Source organism: Pontibacter kalidii, assembly GCF_026278245.1.
In the GTDB taxonomy this organism is placed as follows: Bacteria; Bacteroidota; Bacteroidia; order Cytophagales; family Hymenobacteraceae; genus Pontibacter; species Pontibacter kalidii.
In genome coordinates this window covers 3,015,663-3,032,256 of sequence record NZ_CP111079.1, presented here as the reverse complement: position 1 = coordinate 3,032,256, position 16,594 = coordinate 3,015,663, and the positions used below count along the sequence as shown (strand labels likewise).

The following is a 16,594-nucleotide window of genomic DNA, read 5'->3' as shown; positions in this document are numbered from 1 at the left end:
AGGCAAAGCTTATATTAAGCTTCCTAAATATAAGGGCTAATGCTTTTATCAAAGGCAGGAAAATCATACTTTTAGAAGTTAATTAGCTGTATCTGACCCTCATGCCTTCTTTTTCCAAAAAACTGCTGCTGTATGTTTTCTTGTTCCTGGCTGCCCTGCCCACCCTTGCCCAGCACCCCGACGAGGTGGAGGCTGTGCGGCAAAAGCTGTTCCAACAGCGGCAGGAGGTGCTCCAGGCACGTTTAGACCCGGCTGAAAAAGCCTCCCGTTTGCTGGAGCTAGGGGCTTGGCAGGAGGCAAAGCTGCTGCTGCAGGGAGCGCCACCAACAACAGGCGTAAGACTGGCGCAGGGAGCGCTGGCCATGCTCGAAAACAGGTTTGAGCAGGCCGGAGCGCTGGTGCAAGGAGTGCTGCAGGAGAAGCCGCAAAACCGGGAAGCCCTGCTGCTGCAAAGCAGGCTGCAGGTGCAGGCCTGGGAGCTGGAGAAAGCCAAAGCCACAGCCAATGCCCTGCTCGCGAAAAACCCACAGGACGAGGAAGCCGCCTTGAGGGTAGGCCGTGTGCTGTTGCTGCAGAAAAAGTATGACGAGGCGTTGGAATGGGCCAAAAAGGTGCAAAGCTGGAACAAAGACAATGCGGCGGCCTGGCTGCTGGAGTCGGATGTGCACTTCTGGAACCAGAAGCCGGAACTGGCCGAGCAACCCCTCATTAACAGCCTGACGCTAGACCCTTTTAACGCTGACGCGCGCTTTAACTATGGCTATGCCATCTGGCGGCGCGTAGATGCCACTCAACTCAACGACATGGCCGCGCAGTGGGAGCTGGCGCTGACGCTGAACCCGCTGCACTACGTGACGCACTGGCACTGGGGCAACGGCCATACCAACCTCACCTACGCCGACTACGCTCAACCCGAGGACGAGCAGGTGCGCGAGGAGCTAAAGACGGCTGATAAGCTACTATCGGAAGACAAGGTAGAAGAGGCGCTGGCTTCGGCGCAGCAGGTACAAGAGAAGTATAAAACCTCGGTGCTGCCCGCCATGCTGCGTGGCTCCGCCTATTACATGGCCTTCGACATGGACCGCCAGGTGCGCCTGGACTCTGCGCAGGCTATCTTCCAGCGCATCCTCCGCAAAAAGCAGCACTACGGACCGGCGCACAACGCCTTGGCCGCCGTTATCAAGCAAAAGCAGCTCACCTACCTGCACAATTACGACTCACTGCAGCAGGTGGTGCAGCAAACGGTGATCAAGGACCCGGTGAACTTTGCCCGGGTGTTTCCGGACGTGACCTATTACCCCGGCGAGGAGGTGCAGCAGATGGTGTGGTCGCAGCTCTACGAAAGCATCGTCTACTTCCCGTTCCTCTCTAAGCAGGGCGAAACCTTCGTGGTGCCGCCGCTGCACGTGGACCTGGCCATTGCCATGAACTCGCCCTACTTCCGGCAGGCCACCACCTTTGATAACCGCCAGTGGATGGATATACGGGGCGTGGGCAGTGGCGCGGCGGCCATCGAGTACGTGGTGCGGGGATCCTACCTGGAGCGCAACGTAGTGCTGCACGAGTATGTGCACCTGTTCCACGGCCGCGTGTTTACCGATGCCGAGAGCCGCCAGGTACGCCGTTTATACTATAATGCCATGGAACAGGGCCGTACCCTGGACTATTACTCTGCCAACAACGAACACGAGTACCTCGCCCAGACCTACCCGGCTTATTTTGAGCCCGTGAAGGTGCATCCGCTCAACCACAAATCCATCAACACCACCGCCGACCTGAAGGCCAAGGACCCGGCGCTTTATACTTTCCTCGATAAGCTGGTGCAGCGGCAGCGGGCCTATCTGGCCGGCGACAAACAGGCCATGGCCAGCAACTGGGCGCAGGTGTACCTGAACCTGGCCAACAAGGCGCAGCGGCAGGATGATCTGCAGAAGGCCGGTTTATACTTAGACAGCGCCCTGGTGTGGGATAAAAAGTACCAGCCGGCCCTGCTGGCCTATGCCGGTGTAGAGCAGCGCCGGAAGAAGTATAAGGAGGCGCAGGCCTGGCTGGAGCAGGCCAAGACGATCAACCCCAATTATGCCCCTATTTACCTGGCCGAGGCCGAGCTGCAGGAAACCATGAAGCGTAATGGCAAGCTTAACGCCCACGACGCGCTGATGAACCAGATAACGCTGTACAAAAAAGCCGCAGAGCTGGAGGACGACCTGCTGATGCAGGCGCAGGTAAATGAGCGGTTCCGTGCGTTCTTTGTGGACTACGGCATGGTGCCGGAGGCCATTGCCGTGGCACAGGCTTACGTAGAAAATGCGCCCACCGTCTCCACCTACCTCCGCGACCGGCGCGATGAGGCCTTGGCGTATGCAAGCTGGCTGAAAGGCACCACCAGTATAGACCCGGAGGCGGAGCAGGAGCTCAAACGGCTGGTGTCGCTGAAGCCGCAGAACTACCACCTGCGCAGGCAGTACGCCGAGGTGCTGGGCACGCAGGGCAAGCATAAAGAGGCTTTCGAAACATTGGCGGAGGCGCAGCGCATCCTGTCGGCGGCCGGCTCGCCGCGGGCCGATTTTATGATACTGATGGCGGCCTACCAGCTGCAGTTGCAGAACCAGGAGGCTGCCCGCCTCGCTATTCAGCCCTTGCTGGAGGGGCAGAAAAAGTGGCAGGAGCAGGAGCGTCACCTGCTGGTGCCGGTGCTGGCCGCCCTGGGGCAGCAGGATAAGGCCAAGGCCATGCTAAAGGAATTCCGCACGCCGGAGACGGTGGTGGAGCTAGCGCAGCTGCAATCGGCGAAGGGCCGCATGTACGAGGCCACCGGCAAACTGAACAGAGCCATACAGACCTATGAGCGCTCCCTGCTGCTGTACCCCTACCAATTGGAGGTGCGGCAGCGACTGGTGCGCCTGCTGCAGCAGAAGGGCCGCACCCGCGATGCCGAGGCTGTGTCTCTTGCCGGGGAGCAGCTGGCGCACTCCTAAACGAATAAACACAACCAATTTCCATTCTTCTAACCAACAATTGTTTACATGAACAAATCTTTACTGAAACAGCTTAGTCTTTTCTTGTTGCTGCTGGCTATGGCCTGTAAGCAGTCGCCGGTGGGGCAGGAGGGAGCCCTGGCCGTGGTGGACCCGGTGGATAACAACACCCAGCCCACGGTGGTATACCTGGTGCGCCATGCCGAAAAGGACATCTCCGACATTAATAACCAGGACCCGGACCTGACGCCGGATGGCAGGGCCCGGGCCGAGGCGCTGCGCGAGTTGCTCAGGCAGGAGCAGGTGGATGCCCTTTACGCCACCAAGTATATCCGCACCAAGAACACCCTGAAGCCCCTGGCCGAGGAGCGTCAGCTGGAGGTGCTGCCCTACGAGGCACACGACTTCAGCGGGCTGAAGAAACGCATCCTGCAGAACCACCAGGGGCAGACGGTGGTGGTAGCAGGCCACTCCAATACGCTGCTGCCTATCTTAGAGGCCTTCGGAGCCAAGCGCCCAGTGCCCGACATCTCGGAGCAGGAGTATGATTACCTGTTTAAGGTGACGCTAGCCAAAGACGGAACGGCCACGGTAGAAACAGACCATTTCGGGGTCAACTAAGGCCAATTCATACTTTTCAGAAGCCCCTGCAGCGCCGCGCGTTGCAGGGGCTTTTCTTTTGCCCGAACACTTGAGGGCGCTGCCACCGTAGTAAGAGCATGCGCAAATTAAGTATAAAAGTAAAGCAGGGGCAGGGACAAGAGGTTAAACGTATAGCCGAGAAGCACGATGGTAAGAACCTGATCGTGCAGCAGGCAGAGGAAGGGGAGTTGGTGACCGTGCACCTGAGCAATGAGCGGGTCAGTAATTTCATCGCAAATCTTAGCAAGTATGAGGAAGCGGAAATCACCCTTGTGCCACGAGGGGTTATCTCCTTGTATCCGCCGCAGGACGATGCGCCAGACCAGGTAACGGACGTGACCTACCGCAGCCCAATTGAGATTTTCCTGGGTGGCTTGCAAAGTGTAGGATCCAAGGTTGGGTTGCTGACTTATGCGGTGGTAGGCGGTATGTTGGTGTGGGTGGGCTTCTACACAAGCACCAGTTACCTGCTGGTAGCGGCCATGCTGGTGGCGCCCTTTGCCGGACCCGCCATGAACGCCGCACTGGGCGCCGCAGCCGGAAAGGGTGCGTTGCTCAAACAAAGCCTGCTGCGTTACTTTATGGCCATCGGGGCCTCTATCCTTATCACATTTATACTTTCGTTTTTGATCGGCCAGGAGCACGCCACGCCTATGATGGTGGAAGTTAGCCACATCTCGCAGGTAACTATTCTGTTGCCGCTGGCTGCTGGCATAGCCGGTGGTATTAATCTGGTGCAGTCGGAGCGGGATAGCCTGGTGGCCGGTGCGGCCGTGGGCATGCTGGTGGCTGCCTCGCTTGCCCCGCCCACGGGGTTGATAGGCATGGCGCTGAACTTTGGGAACTGGCAACTGGTGCGCAGCGGCGTTTTTTTGCTGATCTTTCAGCTGGTGGTGATTCAGTTCACGGCGGCGCTGGTGTTCCGGTACCTGGGCAAGGTTACGGTAAAGGGCGTTCGCTTTGCTGATGGAAAAGAGTCGGTGTTCTGGCTTTCGTTACTGGCCTCGGGGGTGATTATTGCCGGGATGCTGTACTGGCAGTTTGCCAGGCAGCCATCGCTGCAGAAGGCCAGCCTGAGCACGCAGATCACCGAGGTGATGCGCAACGAACTGGAGAAGCTGGAGGATATTGAAACGATTGAGGTCAGCGCCCGCTTTACCCGCGGCACCCTGCCGAACCTGAACCCCGTGATCTGTGAGCTCTACCTCTACAACCGCAATGATTCGGTAACGGATGAGCAGGTAAAGCAGCTGGTGCAGGATGTGCTCTACAAGCGTATCAAAGCCGAGAATTGGAACGCAGACCCAATGTTCACCATCACTTTGCTGGGGTATCCCGGAGAAGAAAAGCAGAACTGACCTTATACTTTATTGGGCGATCACCTGCGTGCCGGCTACGCGGTCGTGGAAGGCGCGACGGACCCTGTCATCGGAACCAACCAGGAAGCGTAAAATGACCAACACGGCAGCTACCGGCCGGAGCAGGAAGCGCAGCGTGGCTGCTCTGAAGCTGATGCGCTCGCCTTTAGGCCCTGTTACGCGCAGGTTCATGAGGTATTTTCCCAGTGTGCCCTGGCAGCGGCAGGTCTCGGTGCCGGCAAAGTATAGCCAGGCCAACACCAGGTGCAGCAGCCGCTCTGGCTTCAGGAAAAGTGCTTCGTCATTGCTGCTGAAGGTAAAAAAATCGGTGATGCCAATCAGCGTGAGCAACAGCAGCACATCTAATGCAAATGCCAACAGACGCGCGCTAAGGTCTGCCAGCTCGGTTTTTTCTTTACTTTGGGTATAGGTAGTCTGCATAGGAAGTACTTATAAGGGTGCGCACCTTTTTATACTTGCAGCTGGCGTGTTGGTTACGGGTGGAAGGGGAGAAATTATACTTTATCCTGAGGGTCTGGGAATTAGGTGTTTGAAATCAGTCATTTATAGGTTTTGGGATTGGCGGAATTATACTTTGCTGCCTGGCTTTTTCGAGGGGAGGAGGCTATAGGCCTTGGCTAAAGTATAAGTGCTGTAGCTGCCAGCACTGGGCGTACAAATAGCGGCTAGCCCCCTGCAAAGTATAAACCACGCCAGCCCGGGGCGCAGATCTCATTTGGGCCCGGGAGGAGAGAAATCACGTGTTTTGTTCAGAATTCCCCTCCTGGGAGGGGAAGGGGTGGGTTAACTTTATACTTGCCGCTTCCCTTTCCGAGAGAGAAAGCTGCGCTGTAGAAGGAAATCCTCTCAAGCCTCTTTACTGCCATTACCCGGGTGCTGGAGCACCAGTGTGCCGGCCAGCTTATCGTGCAGGGCCTGGCGGCGCTCTGTGAAGGCGGCCATCAGGTAACCGATCAGCAGGATGAAACCCGACAGCATTTTGCCGAAGTAGCGGCCGGTGGCGCGGGCAAAGGAAATGCGGTAACCTTCCGTATCCGTCACGAAAATGCCGAAGATCTGTTTGCCCAGCGTAGCCTGGCGGGCAGAGCTCTCGAAACCGGCATAGTATAGCCAGCCAATCAGTGCGGCAAGTCCCTGTATCTTCAGTCGGCCTTCCATATCCGTCAACTCCGGAAGCGTATCAATGTCAAGTATGGGAAGTATAAACAGGTTCATGAAAAAGGAGATGATGAGCGCATCCACAAAAATGGCCGCCATCCGCTTCCAGAAGCTGGCATAGGCAAGGGCGATCGGGTTTTTTTCTTCTTCGTTTTGGTAAAGCTGCATGCGTAAAAGTAGTATTGGCAGCGATGATACAACATCCGGGGCACACCTGCAACAAAAAAGGCTGCCTACACAAGCGGGCAGCCTTTGGAGTATAGTTTCTGGGGATGGATTTTTACGATTTGGCAGCCGGGGTAAAGCGCACCACCTGGTTCTTTGCCGGGGCTTGCGTTCTGAGGAATTTGTAGATGGCCCGCAGGTCTTCCTCCTTCATTCCCGCGTACATGGTCCATGGCATCAGCGTCTGCATCTGGCCCGGCTTTAGTTGCTGGTCAGCATTCTGGTAGGCCTTAAAGCGCTGCAGGAAGGCCTCCTCGCTCCAGGAGCCGATGCCGGTTTCCTCATCCGGGGTGATGTTGGCCGCGCGCAGCACAGAGCCATCCGGGAATTTAAAGTCCATGCCTCCGGCGAATGCGCCCAGGTCAGCATCTTTGGGGGAGTGGCAATCCCCGCAGCCGGCAACCGCTACCAGGTATTTTCCGCGCGATAACTCATTATCCAACACGGTGGGGTTAGTGGCCGCCGGCATTTCGCTGGACGGCATGGTACGCAGGATCAGGTTGAACGGGAAATCGGCCTCCGATTTTGGCACCTCATTACGGATCGGCGCCAGCGTGCGGATGTAGGCAATGATGGCGTAGGCGTCCTGCGTGGTAAGTTGTTTGTAAGAGCCGTACGGCATCATCGGGAAAAGCGGCTCCCCGTCTTTGCTAACGCCCTGGGTCATGGCGCGGTATACTTCACCGTCGGTCCAGGTGCCAATGCCTGTTTCCTTGTCTGGGGTGATGTTCTTGGCGTAGAAGGTGCCCGGAAAGCCCATGTTATGGTCAAACTTGTCGCCGCCCTTACCAAAGGTGCCAGGGATAGGGGGAGCCGAGAGTTGGGAGAAGTCGCGGGTGGAGTGGCAGTCGATGCAGACGGTTACGTGGTTGGCCAGGTAGCGGCCGCGCTCAATCTGCTCTGCCGTGTGCATTACCGTAATGTTTGGGGCAGCATCTACGTTGGGGAAGGCATACTGCAGGTAGATAACACCCGCGGCAATGGCTGCCATCGCTACAACAACAATGTAGCCGACGACTCTCAAGGCTTTTTTCATGATTTCAGGATAGTGTTCAGGTTGAGTCAGGGCATAAGAGTTAAAAAATAAAGTGTAATATTTATAAAATAGATCATAGAATGCAAGCAACCGCACCAGGGGTAGATGAGGTTTTCCGCTTAAGTATCAAAATGTTAAGCCAGCATAAACAAAAAAGCCGCAGACGTATATCTGCGGCTTTTGCTGTATAGAATGGGAGCCTACTTAAAGGTATCCTTACTATCCAAGATCTTAACGTCCGTCACGTTTAACTTGTAGGTCGCGATTTCATCGTCCTCGGCCAGTACTTCCTGCGGGAGCCCTTCCTTCACGAGGTTGGAATAACTCATTGGCGATGGTGTGTTGCTGAGCAGTGCCTGCCTGAGGGGCTCGGCCTCGCTATCGTCGGTAACGATGGTGATAAACATGTTATCCGTCTGCCAGTACTTCTTCACGGCCTTATTCACGTCCTCCACCGTCAGGTTTGCCAGCAGTTGGTCCATCTCCTCGATATAATCCTGGCGGCCATAGAAGCGCGAGTCCATCAAAAAACCCAGTTGCTTCTCGGTAGTCTGGATGTAGAGCTTCATGTAAGAGCGCAGAAACTTGCGGGTAAGTTCAAACTCCTCCTGCGTCATGCCCTTGTTGATGAGGTTGTCGACCTCGCGCAGGGCCAGGCGCAGGGCAAAATGGGCATGGCCCACGTTTATGTCGCTTAGCTCGGCGTACTGCTGCTTCAGACCTTCGGCAATCTGCACCGGCCTAATCCAGAGGGCAAAGTAGTTGGAGGTACGGGGTACGTTCGGGATGGGCAGCTGCACATTGCCGCCGCGGTCGTACCACTCAATGTAAGAGTAGTCGCCGTAGTTCATCGAGCGCGTGGTGCGGATCTTGTCGTAGAGCTTGCCGTAGCTCTTGCGGTGCTCACCCAGGTAAGAGTTGGCCACCATCAGCGCAGCAAAGTCATCGGCAGAGCGCGTTACCGGCATCGGCGTACCCGTGAAGATGGCAGAGCCCAGGGCATCGCTCTTCTGGATAATCTCCACCTGCACCCCCTTCGGCTTGTTCGGTTCCCCGGCCAACGGTATAGTGGGCTGCACGCCGGACAGCTGCGCCACGTCTCCTTTCAGCTGGTTCAGGAAATCCTGGCTATAGTTACCGGCAATGCCGATCATCACGTTGTTTTTGGTGAAGTAGTTCTGCCAGTGGTTTTTTACGTCCTCCAGGGTGATGTTGGGTACGCTGGCCGAGTTGCCTTCTACCATGTGCTGGTAGTTGGTGCCACGGAAGAGCAGGTCTTCCAGCGCCTTTTTGCTGTACTCCTCATCGGAAGAGGCGCGGATCACCTGATCCACGAAGTTCTGCTGGTTCGACTTCACACGCTTAAAATCCTCCTCGGCAAAGGCTGGCTGGAGCATTAGCCCGCGCACGATCGGGTAAAAGTCCTGCAGAAAATCCTGGTGCACGGCAAAGGTGAAGGTGGTGACCTCTTTATCTACGTTGCTGTAGTACTCGGCCGCCCACGGGAAGATCTTGTCCTTTATCTCCGACACCGGCATATCCTTGGTGCCCGACTCTGTGATCATCTGGGCTGTAGTATAAGTGAGTCCTTCTTTGCCCTCCGGGTCTACCATGGAGCCGTTTTTGAACATTAGTTTGATGATCACCTTGTTCGACTCCGGCTGGCGCAACTCCACCACCTTATCCGGGCCGAAGGCGGTGTTAGCGTCAAAGGCCGTGGCTGGTGCTGTGGTCTCTGCGGTTTCTGTAGTGCTTTGCTGGGATGCCTGCGGTTGCTTGGCGCAGGAGGCGGCCAGCAGGGCAACAGGCAGTATATAGGCAGCTATTTTTTTCATGGGTTTCAAATCTTTGTCTGTTATACTTTAAAGTAGGACCAAGCCTTATTTCACCGGCGATTTCTCGGTGGGGGCGATGGTGCCAACCGTCATCGTCTGCGTTACAAAGTATTTCTTGGCGGCATTCATCAGGTCTTGTGCCGTGATGCTGTCGTATACTTTGTAGATGTTGTTGAGCGACTCCGGATCACCGCTAAGCCAGGTAAAACGAGCCAGCGCATTGGCGATGGCATCCGGGCTGTCCATGCTCATGGCAAAGCTATACTTGATGCGCGACTTCGTCTCCTCGATCTTTTTGGCATCTATCGGCTTGGTCTTGGCCTCGTTCAGCGCCTTCATCAGCTCGTCCTTTACATACTGCATGTCATCAGCCTTCAGCACAGAGGCAGACACCTGGATCAGGTTCGGGTCGCGGGAGAACTGCGGGCCGCCGCCGATGAAGCGGGCTTTCTGCTCCTCCACTACCAGCTTGCGGTACAGGTCGGAGTTCTCGGCAAAAAGTATGGTAGTCAGAATGCTCAGCGCTGGCAGGTCCTTATCCTTGTCAGAGAAAGCTGGGCCTTTGAAGTTGAGGCTCAGGTAAGGGGGGAAGCCCTGCTGCTGCACGTGGGCATAGCGGGTTTCGGTCTGCTTCGGCTCGGCAGGGATGCTGGGTTTGTAGGTGCCACGCTTCCAGTCGCCGAAATATTGCTGCGCCAGGCTGTTTACGCGCTCCGGCGTTACATCACCCACCACCAGTATCGTGGTATATTCGGGCCGGTAGAAGCGGTCGAAGAACGTGAGCGAGTAATCGTACTGATTTGGCATGTCCACCACATCCTCGAAGAAGCCCATGGTGGTGTGGGCGTAGGTATGCTTCTTAAAGGCGGTGCTCACGGTTTTCTCATACAGCTGCATGTAGGGGCTGGCGGAGTTCTTAGTATACTCGCCCTTCACGGCGCCGGCTTCAGTCTTGAAATCATGCACGCTGTACTTCAGGTTCTGGAAGCGGTCGGCCTCAATCTCGAACATCTTGTCCAGCATGTCGGCGTTGCCGGTCATGTGGTAGAGGGTGCGGTCTATACTGGTGTTGGCGTTGGCCGCTGCGCCCATGGCCTTCATGATATCGCCGTAGGCCTCTTTGCTATACTTGTCGGTGCCCCTAAACATCATGTGCTCAAAGAAGTGCGCAAATCCGGTTTTGCCTTTCTCCACCTCCTCGCGGGAGCCGGCCCGCACTAAAATGTAGAAAGCGGCCAGGCCCGGGCTGTTGTATGGCACGGTCACTACGTTCAGGCCGTTAGGCAGCTGTTTCTGATGGATGGGGTAGGGCAGGATTTTGTCGTTCTGGCTGCCTTGCTGGGCCACGGCCGTGGTAACGGCAACAGCCAGCAGCAGCAACAGGGCTACTAATTGGTGTCTCATGTTTTTGGGTTTAGGTAATGTGTCAGATACGGTTAGGCATATATATACATGCTAAGTTACTTAAAAGGAGGTGTACGGGCAAAGGTGGTAAACTGATAGAGGTTTCTTCTCGACGAACCATTGGGTTTTGTCTGTAGAGTAGTGAAATCTATATATTCTTTAGGTAAATGAGGTTTTATACTTTTTGCTTTAAATGGCGCAAGCCTTCAGACTTGTGTCCTACTATGGTGTCAAGTTTGCAACTTGATTAGCTTGCAGAGCCATATTTGCTTTGGCTGTACTTTATACTTAATCTGTACTCTGCCCATACTTCTGCTGGCGCGGGCTTGCAGCCCGTGTCTTTTTTTTCGTTGGGTTTGTAACCCGACTGGCTCACAGAGCCATACTTTATACTTGGGCTATACTTCATACTTCTCTGAGGCAAGAGTCCACTTGTGCCTTCGCTTAGCCGCTGCTGTTTGCAACTGGACACAAGCTATACTTGCTAGCTGCCGTTCATCCTCCAGACTTACATACCAATCGTTGCATTTCATACTTTGGCTCCCTCTAGGCCGGGAGGCCTCGTCCTGGGGGTAGGGGCCCTCGATAAGGGCATCGCGCTGTGTTCCCTCCTGCCCTCGTGCCTCGGGCTGCTCAACAAGTTGAGCGCCGGATCTCACAAGGCGCTCAACCCAAGGACTGGGTTCAGTTCGATAGCCCCGGCTATTTGTCATCTCGACCTTGGGGAGAGATCTCTTTAGAATTCCCGATAGATCTCTCGCTCTGCTCGAGATGACAGAGAGTGTGGCAAGTACAGCTCTCTTCCCTGTTCTTAGGGGAGGGTTGGGGAGGGGTGAAGCGGGGCCAGGACTGGGTTTATACTTGTAGGGACAGGCCGCGACCTGTCCGCTCTATGCCAGCAACTATGAAACTTATACTTTAGCTAAAGCGACTACAGGCTCCCCTCCTTCGCCAAGAAGGGGCCCTCGACAAAGACAAGGAGAAGAGGGGTGGTTTGCCCCGGCACCACAGATGATTCCTACACGATAGGTATAAGGATTGCCGCTACTCCGTAAAAAACAACGCCGTAAGGGCTGATACAATAAAGTTTACACCGATGGAAAGCACAATGAAACCCATGATGCGGGAAAGGGCTGCCAAGCCTGATTTGCCCATATAGCGCGTGAGCTGGTGCGAGGAGCGCAGGATGAGGTAGGAAACGACGGCCAGCAACATGATTCCGATCAGAATCATGACCATGTCTATGTAGGAGAGCGAGGTGGTGAAAAGGCCGATGCTTACGGCAATGGCGCCCGGGCCGGAGAGCATCGGCATGGCCAGGGGCGTAAAGGAGATATCATCCTTTAGCTGCCCTTCCTCCACCACATCAGGCGAAATCTTCTTCTTGCTGGCACCTGGCGAGAGTAGCTCAAAGCCGGCGCGCATGATCATCAAACCGCCGGCAATGCGCAGGTCATGGATGCGGATGCCGAAGAAGTTAAGCACGTACTGGCCGGCCAGGAAAAACACTGCCAGAATACCCACCATGTATAAACAGGCTTTAAGCGCCTGCTGGTTGCGGTAAGAGGGGGTATCATCCTGCGTCAGGGTTAGGAACACGGGCATGGCGCCAAAGGGATTCACGACGGAGAACAGGGCAGAGAAGGTGGCAAGTATGATTTCCATGAATAAGGTAAGAGCTCGTGTATAGTGTAGCGTTAAATATAGATTTTAAATGATGTATCTGCAACGTAAAGGTGCGGCAGCAGGCCGTAATTTAAGGCAGATATTTTGGCGGGAGGCAGGAATTTGGATTCCGGACGGGAAATTGCACAAGAAAAGAAGCAGAACTTAAGCGTTTTGTCTTTCGTCTCCGTTCATAATCCTTATTTTTGAGGATAGATCAACCTAACCGTTACACTACATGAAAGGAGAAGTAAAGCTGGGCATACTTGGCGGCGGACAGCTGGGCCGCATGCTGATGCAGGCCGGGCTCGATTTTAACCTCTATACCCTGGTGCTGGACCCCGACGAGAACGCGCCCTGCAAAGACATCTGCCACGAGTTCTATGTGGGCAGCTTCCGCGATTTTGATACCGTGTATGAGTTCGGCAAGCAGTGCGACATCCTCACCATTGAGATTGAGCACGTGAATGCTGATGCGCTGGAGAAGCTGGAGCAGGAAGGCGTGAAGGTATACCCGGATGCCAAAACCGTGCGCACGATTCAGGATAAGGGCCTGCAGAAGGAGTTTTACCGCCAGCACAACATCCCTACCTCTGATTTTATACTTCTGAAAGACAAGTCAGAGCTACAGCAAAGTATAGATTTTCTGCCGGCGTTCCAGAAGTTGCGGCGCGAGGGCTACGATGGCCGCGGCGTGACCCGCCTGACCGGTGAGGCAGACTTTGGGAAAGCGTTCGAGGAGCCGTCGGTGCTGGAGAAACTGGTGGATTTTGAGAAGGAGATCTCCGTGATTGTGGCCCGCAACGAGAGCGGCGAGGTTACGGCTTTCCCGGTGGTGGAGCTGAGCTTCCACCCGGAGCATAACCTGGTGGACTCGCTTTTTGCCCCGGCCAACGTGCCCTACAAGTTGCAGCGCCACGCCATTGAGATTGCCACCCGCGTAATTGAGGCCTTCGGCATGGTAGGTATACTTGCCGTGGAGATGTTCCTGACCAAAGACGGGCAGATACTGGTGAACGAGGTGGCGCCGCGACCGCACAACAGCGGGCACCATACCATAAAGGCCAACTATACCTCGCAATACGAGCAGCACCTGCGCGCGATCCTGAACCTGCCGCTGGGCTCCACCGAGATCCAGAGCGCGGCCGTGATGCTGAACCTGCTGGGCGAGCCGGGCTACGACGGTGAGGCAAAGTATGAGGGCCTGCAGGAGGCTTTGGCCGTGCCGGGTGTCTACATCCATTTATATGGCAAAAAGTATACCCGCCCTGCACGCAAGATGGGGCACATCACCGTATTGGGGCAAAGTATAGAAGAGGCGCAGCAACGCGCCGAGTCAGTTAAAAATGTCATCAAAGTAAAAGCATAAGTATGGCTGAAGAAACGAGAAATACACAACCGCTAGTGGGCATTATCATGGGCAGCCAGTCTGACCTGAAGGTAATGGATGCCGCCGCCGAGATCCTGGAAACGCTGGGCGTACCGTTTGAGCTGACCATTGTATCTGCGCACCGCACGCCGCACCGCATGTTCGAATACGCCGAGAGCGCCCGCAAGCGCGGCCTGAAGGTAATTATTGCCGGAGCGGGCGGAGCTGCGCACCTGCCGGGCATGGTGGCCTCTATCACCACACTGCCTGTTATCGGGGTGCCGGTTAAATCCTCTAACTCTATCGATGGCTGGGACTCGGTGCTAAGTATACTTCAGATGCCGGGTGGCATACCGGTGGCTACCGTAGCCCTGGATGGCGCTCTGAACGCTGGCATCCTTGCTGCCGAAATTATTGGTACCAACAACCCGGCCGTGGCAGATAAACTGGAGAAGTATAAAAACGGCCTGAAAGACAAGGTGATGCGCTCAGTGGAGGAACTGAAAAGAGGTGATCGTGATTTAGATTAGCCTTTGCCCTAAATACTTACGTCGAAAAAGAGTAGTACTGTATACTACTCTTTTTTTTATACCTCTTCTATTCCTATATAGATTTTTCCTTTGTTTGGTGCAGAAGAAGTCTTACATGATATTTTATGATAACTACCTAAAAACCTGATACTTTCATTTGAGTTGGCAATTAATTTGCTTTAAACATATTTTATAAAAAATTGGACTATTTTAGATCTGCTTAATAAAAAATCCGTTTAAATCTGACAACCCATTTTGAAGTTTTCGGAGAGTATGGAGGTTATTAACAGAGTTGAAAGCTACCGTGGGCAGCGATATATTACCTCAGCCGGACGGAATAAAACCCCGTTTATCCAAAGGGTAAAAAAGAGACTGGAAGGCTCCTTTAGCTATGGCACACCTGAGTTCTTTCTCTTCAAGAACAGCTATGCCCGGATGAGGCAAACAAAGTATTGTATTCAGGACTATGTGCTGAAAAGCAAGTATAAGGAGATAGCCTACAGAGAGGAGTTTCAGCAGGAACTCACCTTCGTGCTGCCTTTTGCTTACTGGCATCATCTGAACGGCACGCTGGGCAGAACCATCTCCTCCAAATTCACCAAGGAGCTATACTTCTTCAGCGAGCAGCACGAGGAGAGGTATGAGACAAGGGTAGACAGGTATATAGGTAATAACTACGAAATACCCAATATGTACCACTGCCCCACCGTTTCCTTCTCTAAATGGGCGCAGGTACCCTTAAAGCAGCATTATAAGAACGACCTATTTATCTTTAGTAAACCGCTCCTGGTTATAGCCAACAAGTATAACACGGAATGGGGGAAAGGGCCTATCAACTATTTCAGCATTGCCATGCTGGGTGAGATACTGGACAGGTACAGCGATACGTACCAAATCGTGTATAATCGCCCTGGCGCCAAGTATATTGTGATGGACAACAGCGATATCCTGGAATTGAAAGAGGCGGATTTCATCAGGAAAAATTACCCTGAGGTAGTGCTGGCAGAAGACCTGTACCAGGCAAATAGGACGCATGTGAATAACTACAACCACTTTCAGTTGATGCTTTACGCTAATTGTGATCGCTTCCTGTCAGTGCACGGCGGCACGGCAGCTCTGGCCAGTTATTTCGGTGGCAAAAACATCATTCTGTCTAAACGCGGGCATGAGCACCGCTACAACGAGTTTAAAACTATTTTTCCAGCTCTATCTGGCGCAGAGGTTTACCACGCGAAGAGTGATGCAGAGGTGCTGGAGTTGCTGAAGCGGCACTATTAAGCCTATATGTACCTTCTGTACCTGCTATCATCGGGCGTATGTGGCCTGAGCTTTAATTCATGAAGCGCAATTTTTGCGATCAGTCTTGCTGCTTTAAAACAGAGCCTGGCGTCAAGGTACATGCTTAATGCCTTTCTAATGTTTGCCTCTACATATTTTCTGTTCCCTGTTTTTTCCCAAAGCGCCTGGGCAATATTCAAACCATAATTCGAAAAGTTTTTCTGTGCTTTCATCAGTACCTGCTTCCGGTGTTCTGGTGGCAGGTGCTGTTGAATGAGTTGGAGCAGATAAGCGATGTCCTCGATGTATTCCCCCGTCATGATCTTTGTGCCGGAAATAGAGCTGGAATGCTTTCTGTACTCGGCCAGTATCTGCGAAGTAAAGGCAACTGGATAATGCTTGGCAATGCGCACCCACATTTCCCAATCCTCTCCATAGGTCACCCCGAAAAAGGAGCCCAGTTTTTCATATACCTCCCTTTTAACTGTGATGGTGGCATACTGGATGTGCTGTTTTTCACCGATGCGCAAGAGCCAGTTCTCCTGCAGACCACGCCAAGGTGCATCGTCTTTTACATGTGGATTAAGAATGTTATTCTGTTCATCAATTGTATGATGCCTGCAAAAAGCGGCTCCGGCTTCAGGGAAATCCCTGAAAAGCTGCTCCATGGCTGTATAGTATCCTGCCCGCACCCTATCATCGCCATGCAGCAGGTGCACCAGGTAGCCTCGGGCCCTGTTGATGCAAGTTTCGAAGTTACGCAGGCTGCCTACGTTCTGCGGCTGTCTGTAATACCCCACCCTGCCTTTTCCCACTTCGCGCACGATTTTCTCCACGTCGGCATCGGTGCTGGCATCGTCCACCACCTCGATCTGCATGTGACTGGCCGGAATGTTTTGAGCTAGTACGCTTTCAAGGGTTTCTACCAGGAACAGGGTACAATTATAGGCCGGAATCATGACAGACCATAGCGGGCGGTTAGGGGAGGGGGGAAGCGGCGCTATCGTTGGAGGAGAAGTAGGAATGCGTTCCATATCAAGGCAGGTTATAGTTATGAAAAAATCTCGTGCCCGAATGCGTTTGCCAGGCCTGCAG

At 54.1% G+C, this 16,594-nt stretch carries 14 protein-coding genes; 6 read left to right on the top strand and 8 right to left on the bottom strand.

All coding sequences use genetic code 11. From position 1 onward, the window contains the following. The first annotated feature begins 101 nt into the window (after window positions 1-101). The 3 genes from OH144_RS12690 (at window position 102) to OH144_RS12680 (ending at window position 4,978) form a co-directional block, all read left to right on the top strand. Window positions 102-2,978 carry a tetratricopeptide repeat protein gene (locus OH144_RS12690; protein ID WP_266202615.1) on the top strand — a complete coding sequence of 959 codons (2,877 nt, stop codon included), beginning with the start codon at window positions 102-104 and terminating at the stop codon, window positions 2,976-2,978. A 48-nt stretch (window positions 2,979-3,026) separates the two neighbouring features. Then, window positions 3,027-3,599: a SixA phosphatase family protein gene (locus OH144_RS12685; RefSeq protein WP_266202614.1), complete on the top strand. Its 573-nt coding sequence runs from the start codon at window positions 3,027-3,029 to the stop codon at window positions 3,597-3,599. Window positions 3,600-3,697: 98 nt separating this feature from the next. Next, a complete protein-coding gene (locus OH144_RS12680) occupies window positions 3,698-4,978 on the top strand; it encodes a DUF389 domain-containing protein (protein WP_266202613.1) in 1,281 nt (426 codons plus the stop codon). 9 nt (window positions 4,979-4,987) lie between these two features. Here the strand turns inward: OH144_RS12680 and OH144_RS12675 are convergent, their stop codons facing one another. The 7 genes from OH144_RS12675 to OH144_RS12645 form a co-directional block, all read right to left on the bottom strand. Next, window positions 4,988-5,419 (bottom strand): RDD family protein, encoded by a 432-nt coding sequence (locus OH144_RS12675; protein WP_266202612.1) that lies wholly within the window; start codon window positions 5,417-5,419, stop codon window positions 4,988-4,990. A gap of 426 nt (window positions 5,420-5,845) precedes the next feature. Further along, a complete protein-coding gene (locus OH144_RS12670) occupies window positions 5,846-6,325 on the bottom strand; it encodes an RDD family protein (RefSeq protein WP_266202611.1) in 480 nt (159 codons plus the stop codon). 112 nt (window positions 6,326-6,437) lie between these two features. Next, a complete protein-coding gene (locus tag OH144_RS12665) occupies window positions 6,438-7,418 on the bottom strand; it encodes a c-type cytochrome (RefSeq protein ID WP_266202610.1) in 981 nt (326 codons plus the stop codon). A 200-nt stretch (window positions 7,419-7,618) separates the two neighbouring features. Then, the gene (locus tag OH144_RS12660; protein WP_266202609.1) at window positions 7,619-9,253 is read right to left on the bottom strand and encodes a M16 family metallopeptidase; all 1,635 of its coding nucleotides are present in this window, start codon (window positions 9,251-9,253) and stop codon (window positions 7,619-7,621) included. 45 nt (window positions 9,254-9,298) lie between these two features. Further along, a complete protein-coding gene (locus tag OH144_RS12655; RefSeq protein WP_266202608.1) occupies window positions 9,299-10,657 on the bottom strand; it encodes a M16 family metallopeptidase in 1,359 nt (452 codons plus the stop codon). A 247-nt stretch (window positions 10,658-10,904) separates the two neighbouring features. Continuing rightward, entirely contained in the window at window positions 10,905-11,066 is a 162-nt protein-coding gene (locus OH144_RS12650) for a hypothetical protein (RefSeq protein WP_266202607.1), read from the bottom strand. Window positions 11,067-11,701: 635 nt separating this feature from the next. Continuing rightward, a complete protein-coding gene (locus tag OH144_RS12645) occupies window positions 11,702-12,322 on the bottom strand; it encodes a MarC family NAAT transporter (protein ID WP_266202606.1) in 621 nt (206 codons plus the stop codon). A gap of 238 nt (window positions 12,323-12,560) precedes the next feature. Here OH144_RS12645 and OH144_RS12640 point away from each other — a divergent pair, with 238 nt between their 5' ends. The 3 genes from OH144_RS12640 to OH144_RS12630 all read left to right on the top strand — a co-directional run bounded on the left by OH144_RS12640 (window position 12,561) and on the right by OH144_RS12630 (window position 15,499). Next, the gene (locus tag OH144_RS12640) at window positions 12,561-13,691 is read left to right on the top strand and encodes a 5-(carboxyamino)imidazole ribonucleotide synthase (RefSeq protein ID WP_266202605.1); all 1,131 of its coding nucleotides are present in this window, start codon (window positions 12,561-12,563) and stop codon (window positions 13,689-13,691) included. A gap of 2 nt (window positions 13,692-13,693) precedes the next feature. Further along, a complete protein-coding gene (gene purE, locus OH144_RS12635; protein WP_266202603.1) occupies window positions 13,694-14,221 on the top strand; it encodes a 5-(carboxyamino)imidazole ribonucleotide mutase in 528 nt (175 codons plus the stop codon). A 435-nt stretch (window positions 14,222-14,656) separates the two neighbouring features. Continuing rightward, window positions 14,657-15,499: a hypothetical protein gene (locus tag OH144_RS12630; protein ID WP_266202602.1), complete on the top strand. Its 843-nt coding sequence runs from the start codon at window positions 14,657-14,659 to the stop codon at window positions 15,497-15,499. Between the two features lie 2 nt (window positions 15,500-15,501). Here the strand turns inward: OH144_RS12630 and OH144_RS12625 are convergent, their stop codons facing one another. After that, entirely contained in the window at window positions 15,502-16,533 is a 1,032-nt protein-coding gene (locus OH144_RS12625) for a glycosyltransferase family 2 protein (RefSeq protein WP_266202601.1), read from the bottom strand. Window positions 16,534-16,594: the final 61 nt, after the last annotated feature.

What these genes read in the sequence shown, in the direction of transcription:
- OH144_RS12690 (WP_266202615.1), top strand. Translation starts at nt 102, where the DNA reads ATGCCTTCTTTTTCCAAAAAACTGCTGCTGTATGTTTTCTTGTTCCTG.
- OH144_RS12685 (WP_266202614.1), top strand. Translation starts at nt 3,027, where the DNA reads ATGAACAAATCTTTACTGAAACAGCTTAGTCTTTTCTTGTTGCTGCTG.
- OH144_RS12680 (WP_266202613.1), top strand. Translation starts at nt 3,698, where the DNA reads ATGCGCAAATTAAGTATAAAAGTAAAGCAGGGGCAGGGACAAGAGGTT.
- OH144_RS12675 (WP_266202612.1), bottom strand. Translation starts at nt 5,419, where the DNA reads ATGCAGACTACCTATACCCAAAGTAAAGAAAAAACCGAGCTGGCAGAC.
- OH144_RS12670 (WP_266202611.1), bottom strand. Translation starts at nt 6,325, where the DNA reads ATGCAGCTTTACCAAAACGAAGAAGAAAAAAACCCGATCGCCCTTGCC.
- OH144_RS12665 (WP_266202610.1), bottom strand. Translation starts at nt 7,418, where the DNA reads ATGAAAAAAGCCTTGAGAGTCGTCGGCTACATTGTTGTTGTAGCGATG.
- OH144_RS12660 (WP_266202609.1), bottom strand. Translation starts at nt 9,253, where the DNA reads ATGAAAAAAATAGCTGCCTATATACTGCCTGTTGCCCTGCTGGCCGCC.
- OH144_RS12655 (WP_266202608.1), bottom strand. Translation starts at nt 10,657, where the DNA reads ATGAGACACCAATTAGTAGCCCTGTTGCTGCTGCTGGCTGTTGCCGTT.
- OH144_RS12650 (WP_266202607.1), bottom strand. Translation starts at nt 11,066, where the DNA reads ATGAAGTATAGCCCAAGTATAAAGTATGGCTCTGTGAGCCAGTCGGGT.
- OH144_RS12645 (WP_266202606.1), bottom strand. Translation starts at nt 12,322, where the DNA reads ATGGAAATCATACTTGCCACCTTCTCTGCCCTGTTCTCCGTCGTGAAT.
- OH144_RS12640 (WP_266202605.1), top strand. Translation starts at nt 12,561, where the DNA reads ATGAAAGGAGAAGTAAAGCTGGGCATACTTGGCGGCGGACAGCTGGGC.
- purE (WP_266202603.1), top strand. Translation starts at nt 13,694, where the DNA reads ATGGCTGAAGAAACGAGAAATACACAACCGCTAGTGGGCATTATCATG.
- OH144_RS12630 (WP_266202602.1), top strand. Translation starts at nt 14,657, where the DNA reads ATGAGGCAAACAAAGTATTGTATTCAGGACTATGTGCTGAAAAGCAAG.
- OH144_RS12625 (WP_266202601.1), bottom strand. Translation starts at nt 16,533, where the DNA reads ATGGAACGCATTCCTACTTCTCCTCCAACGATAGCGCCGCTTCCCCCC.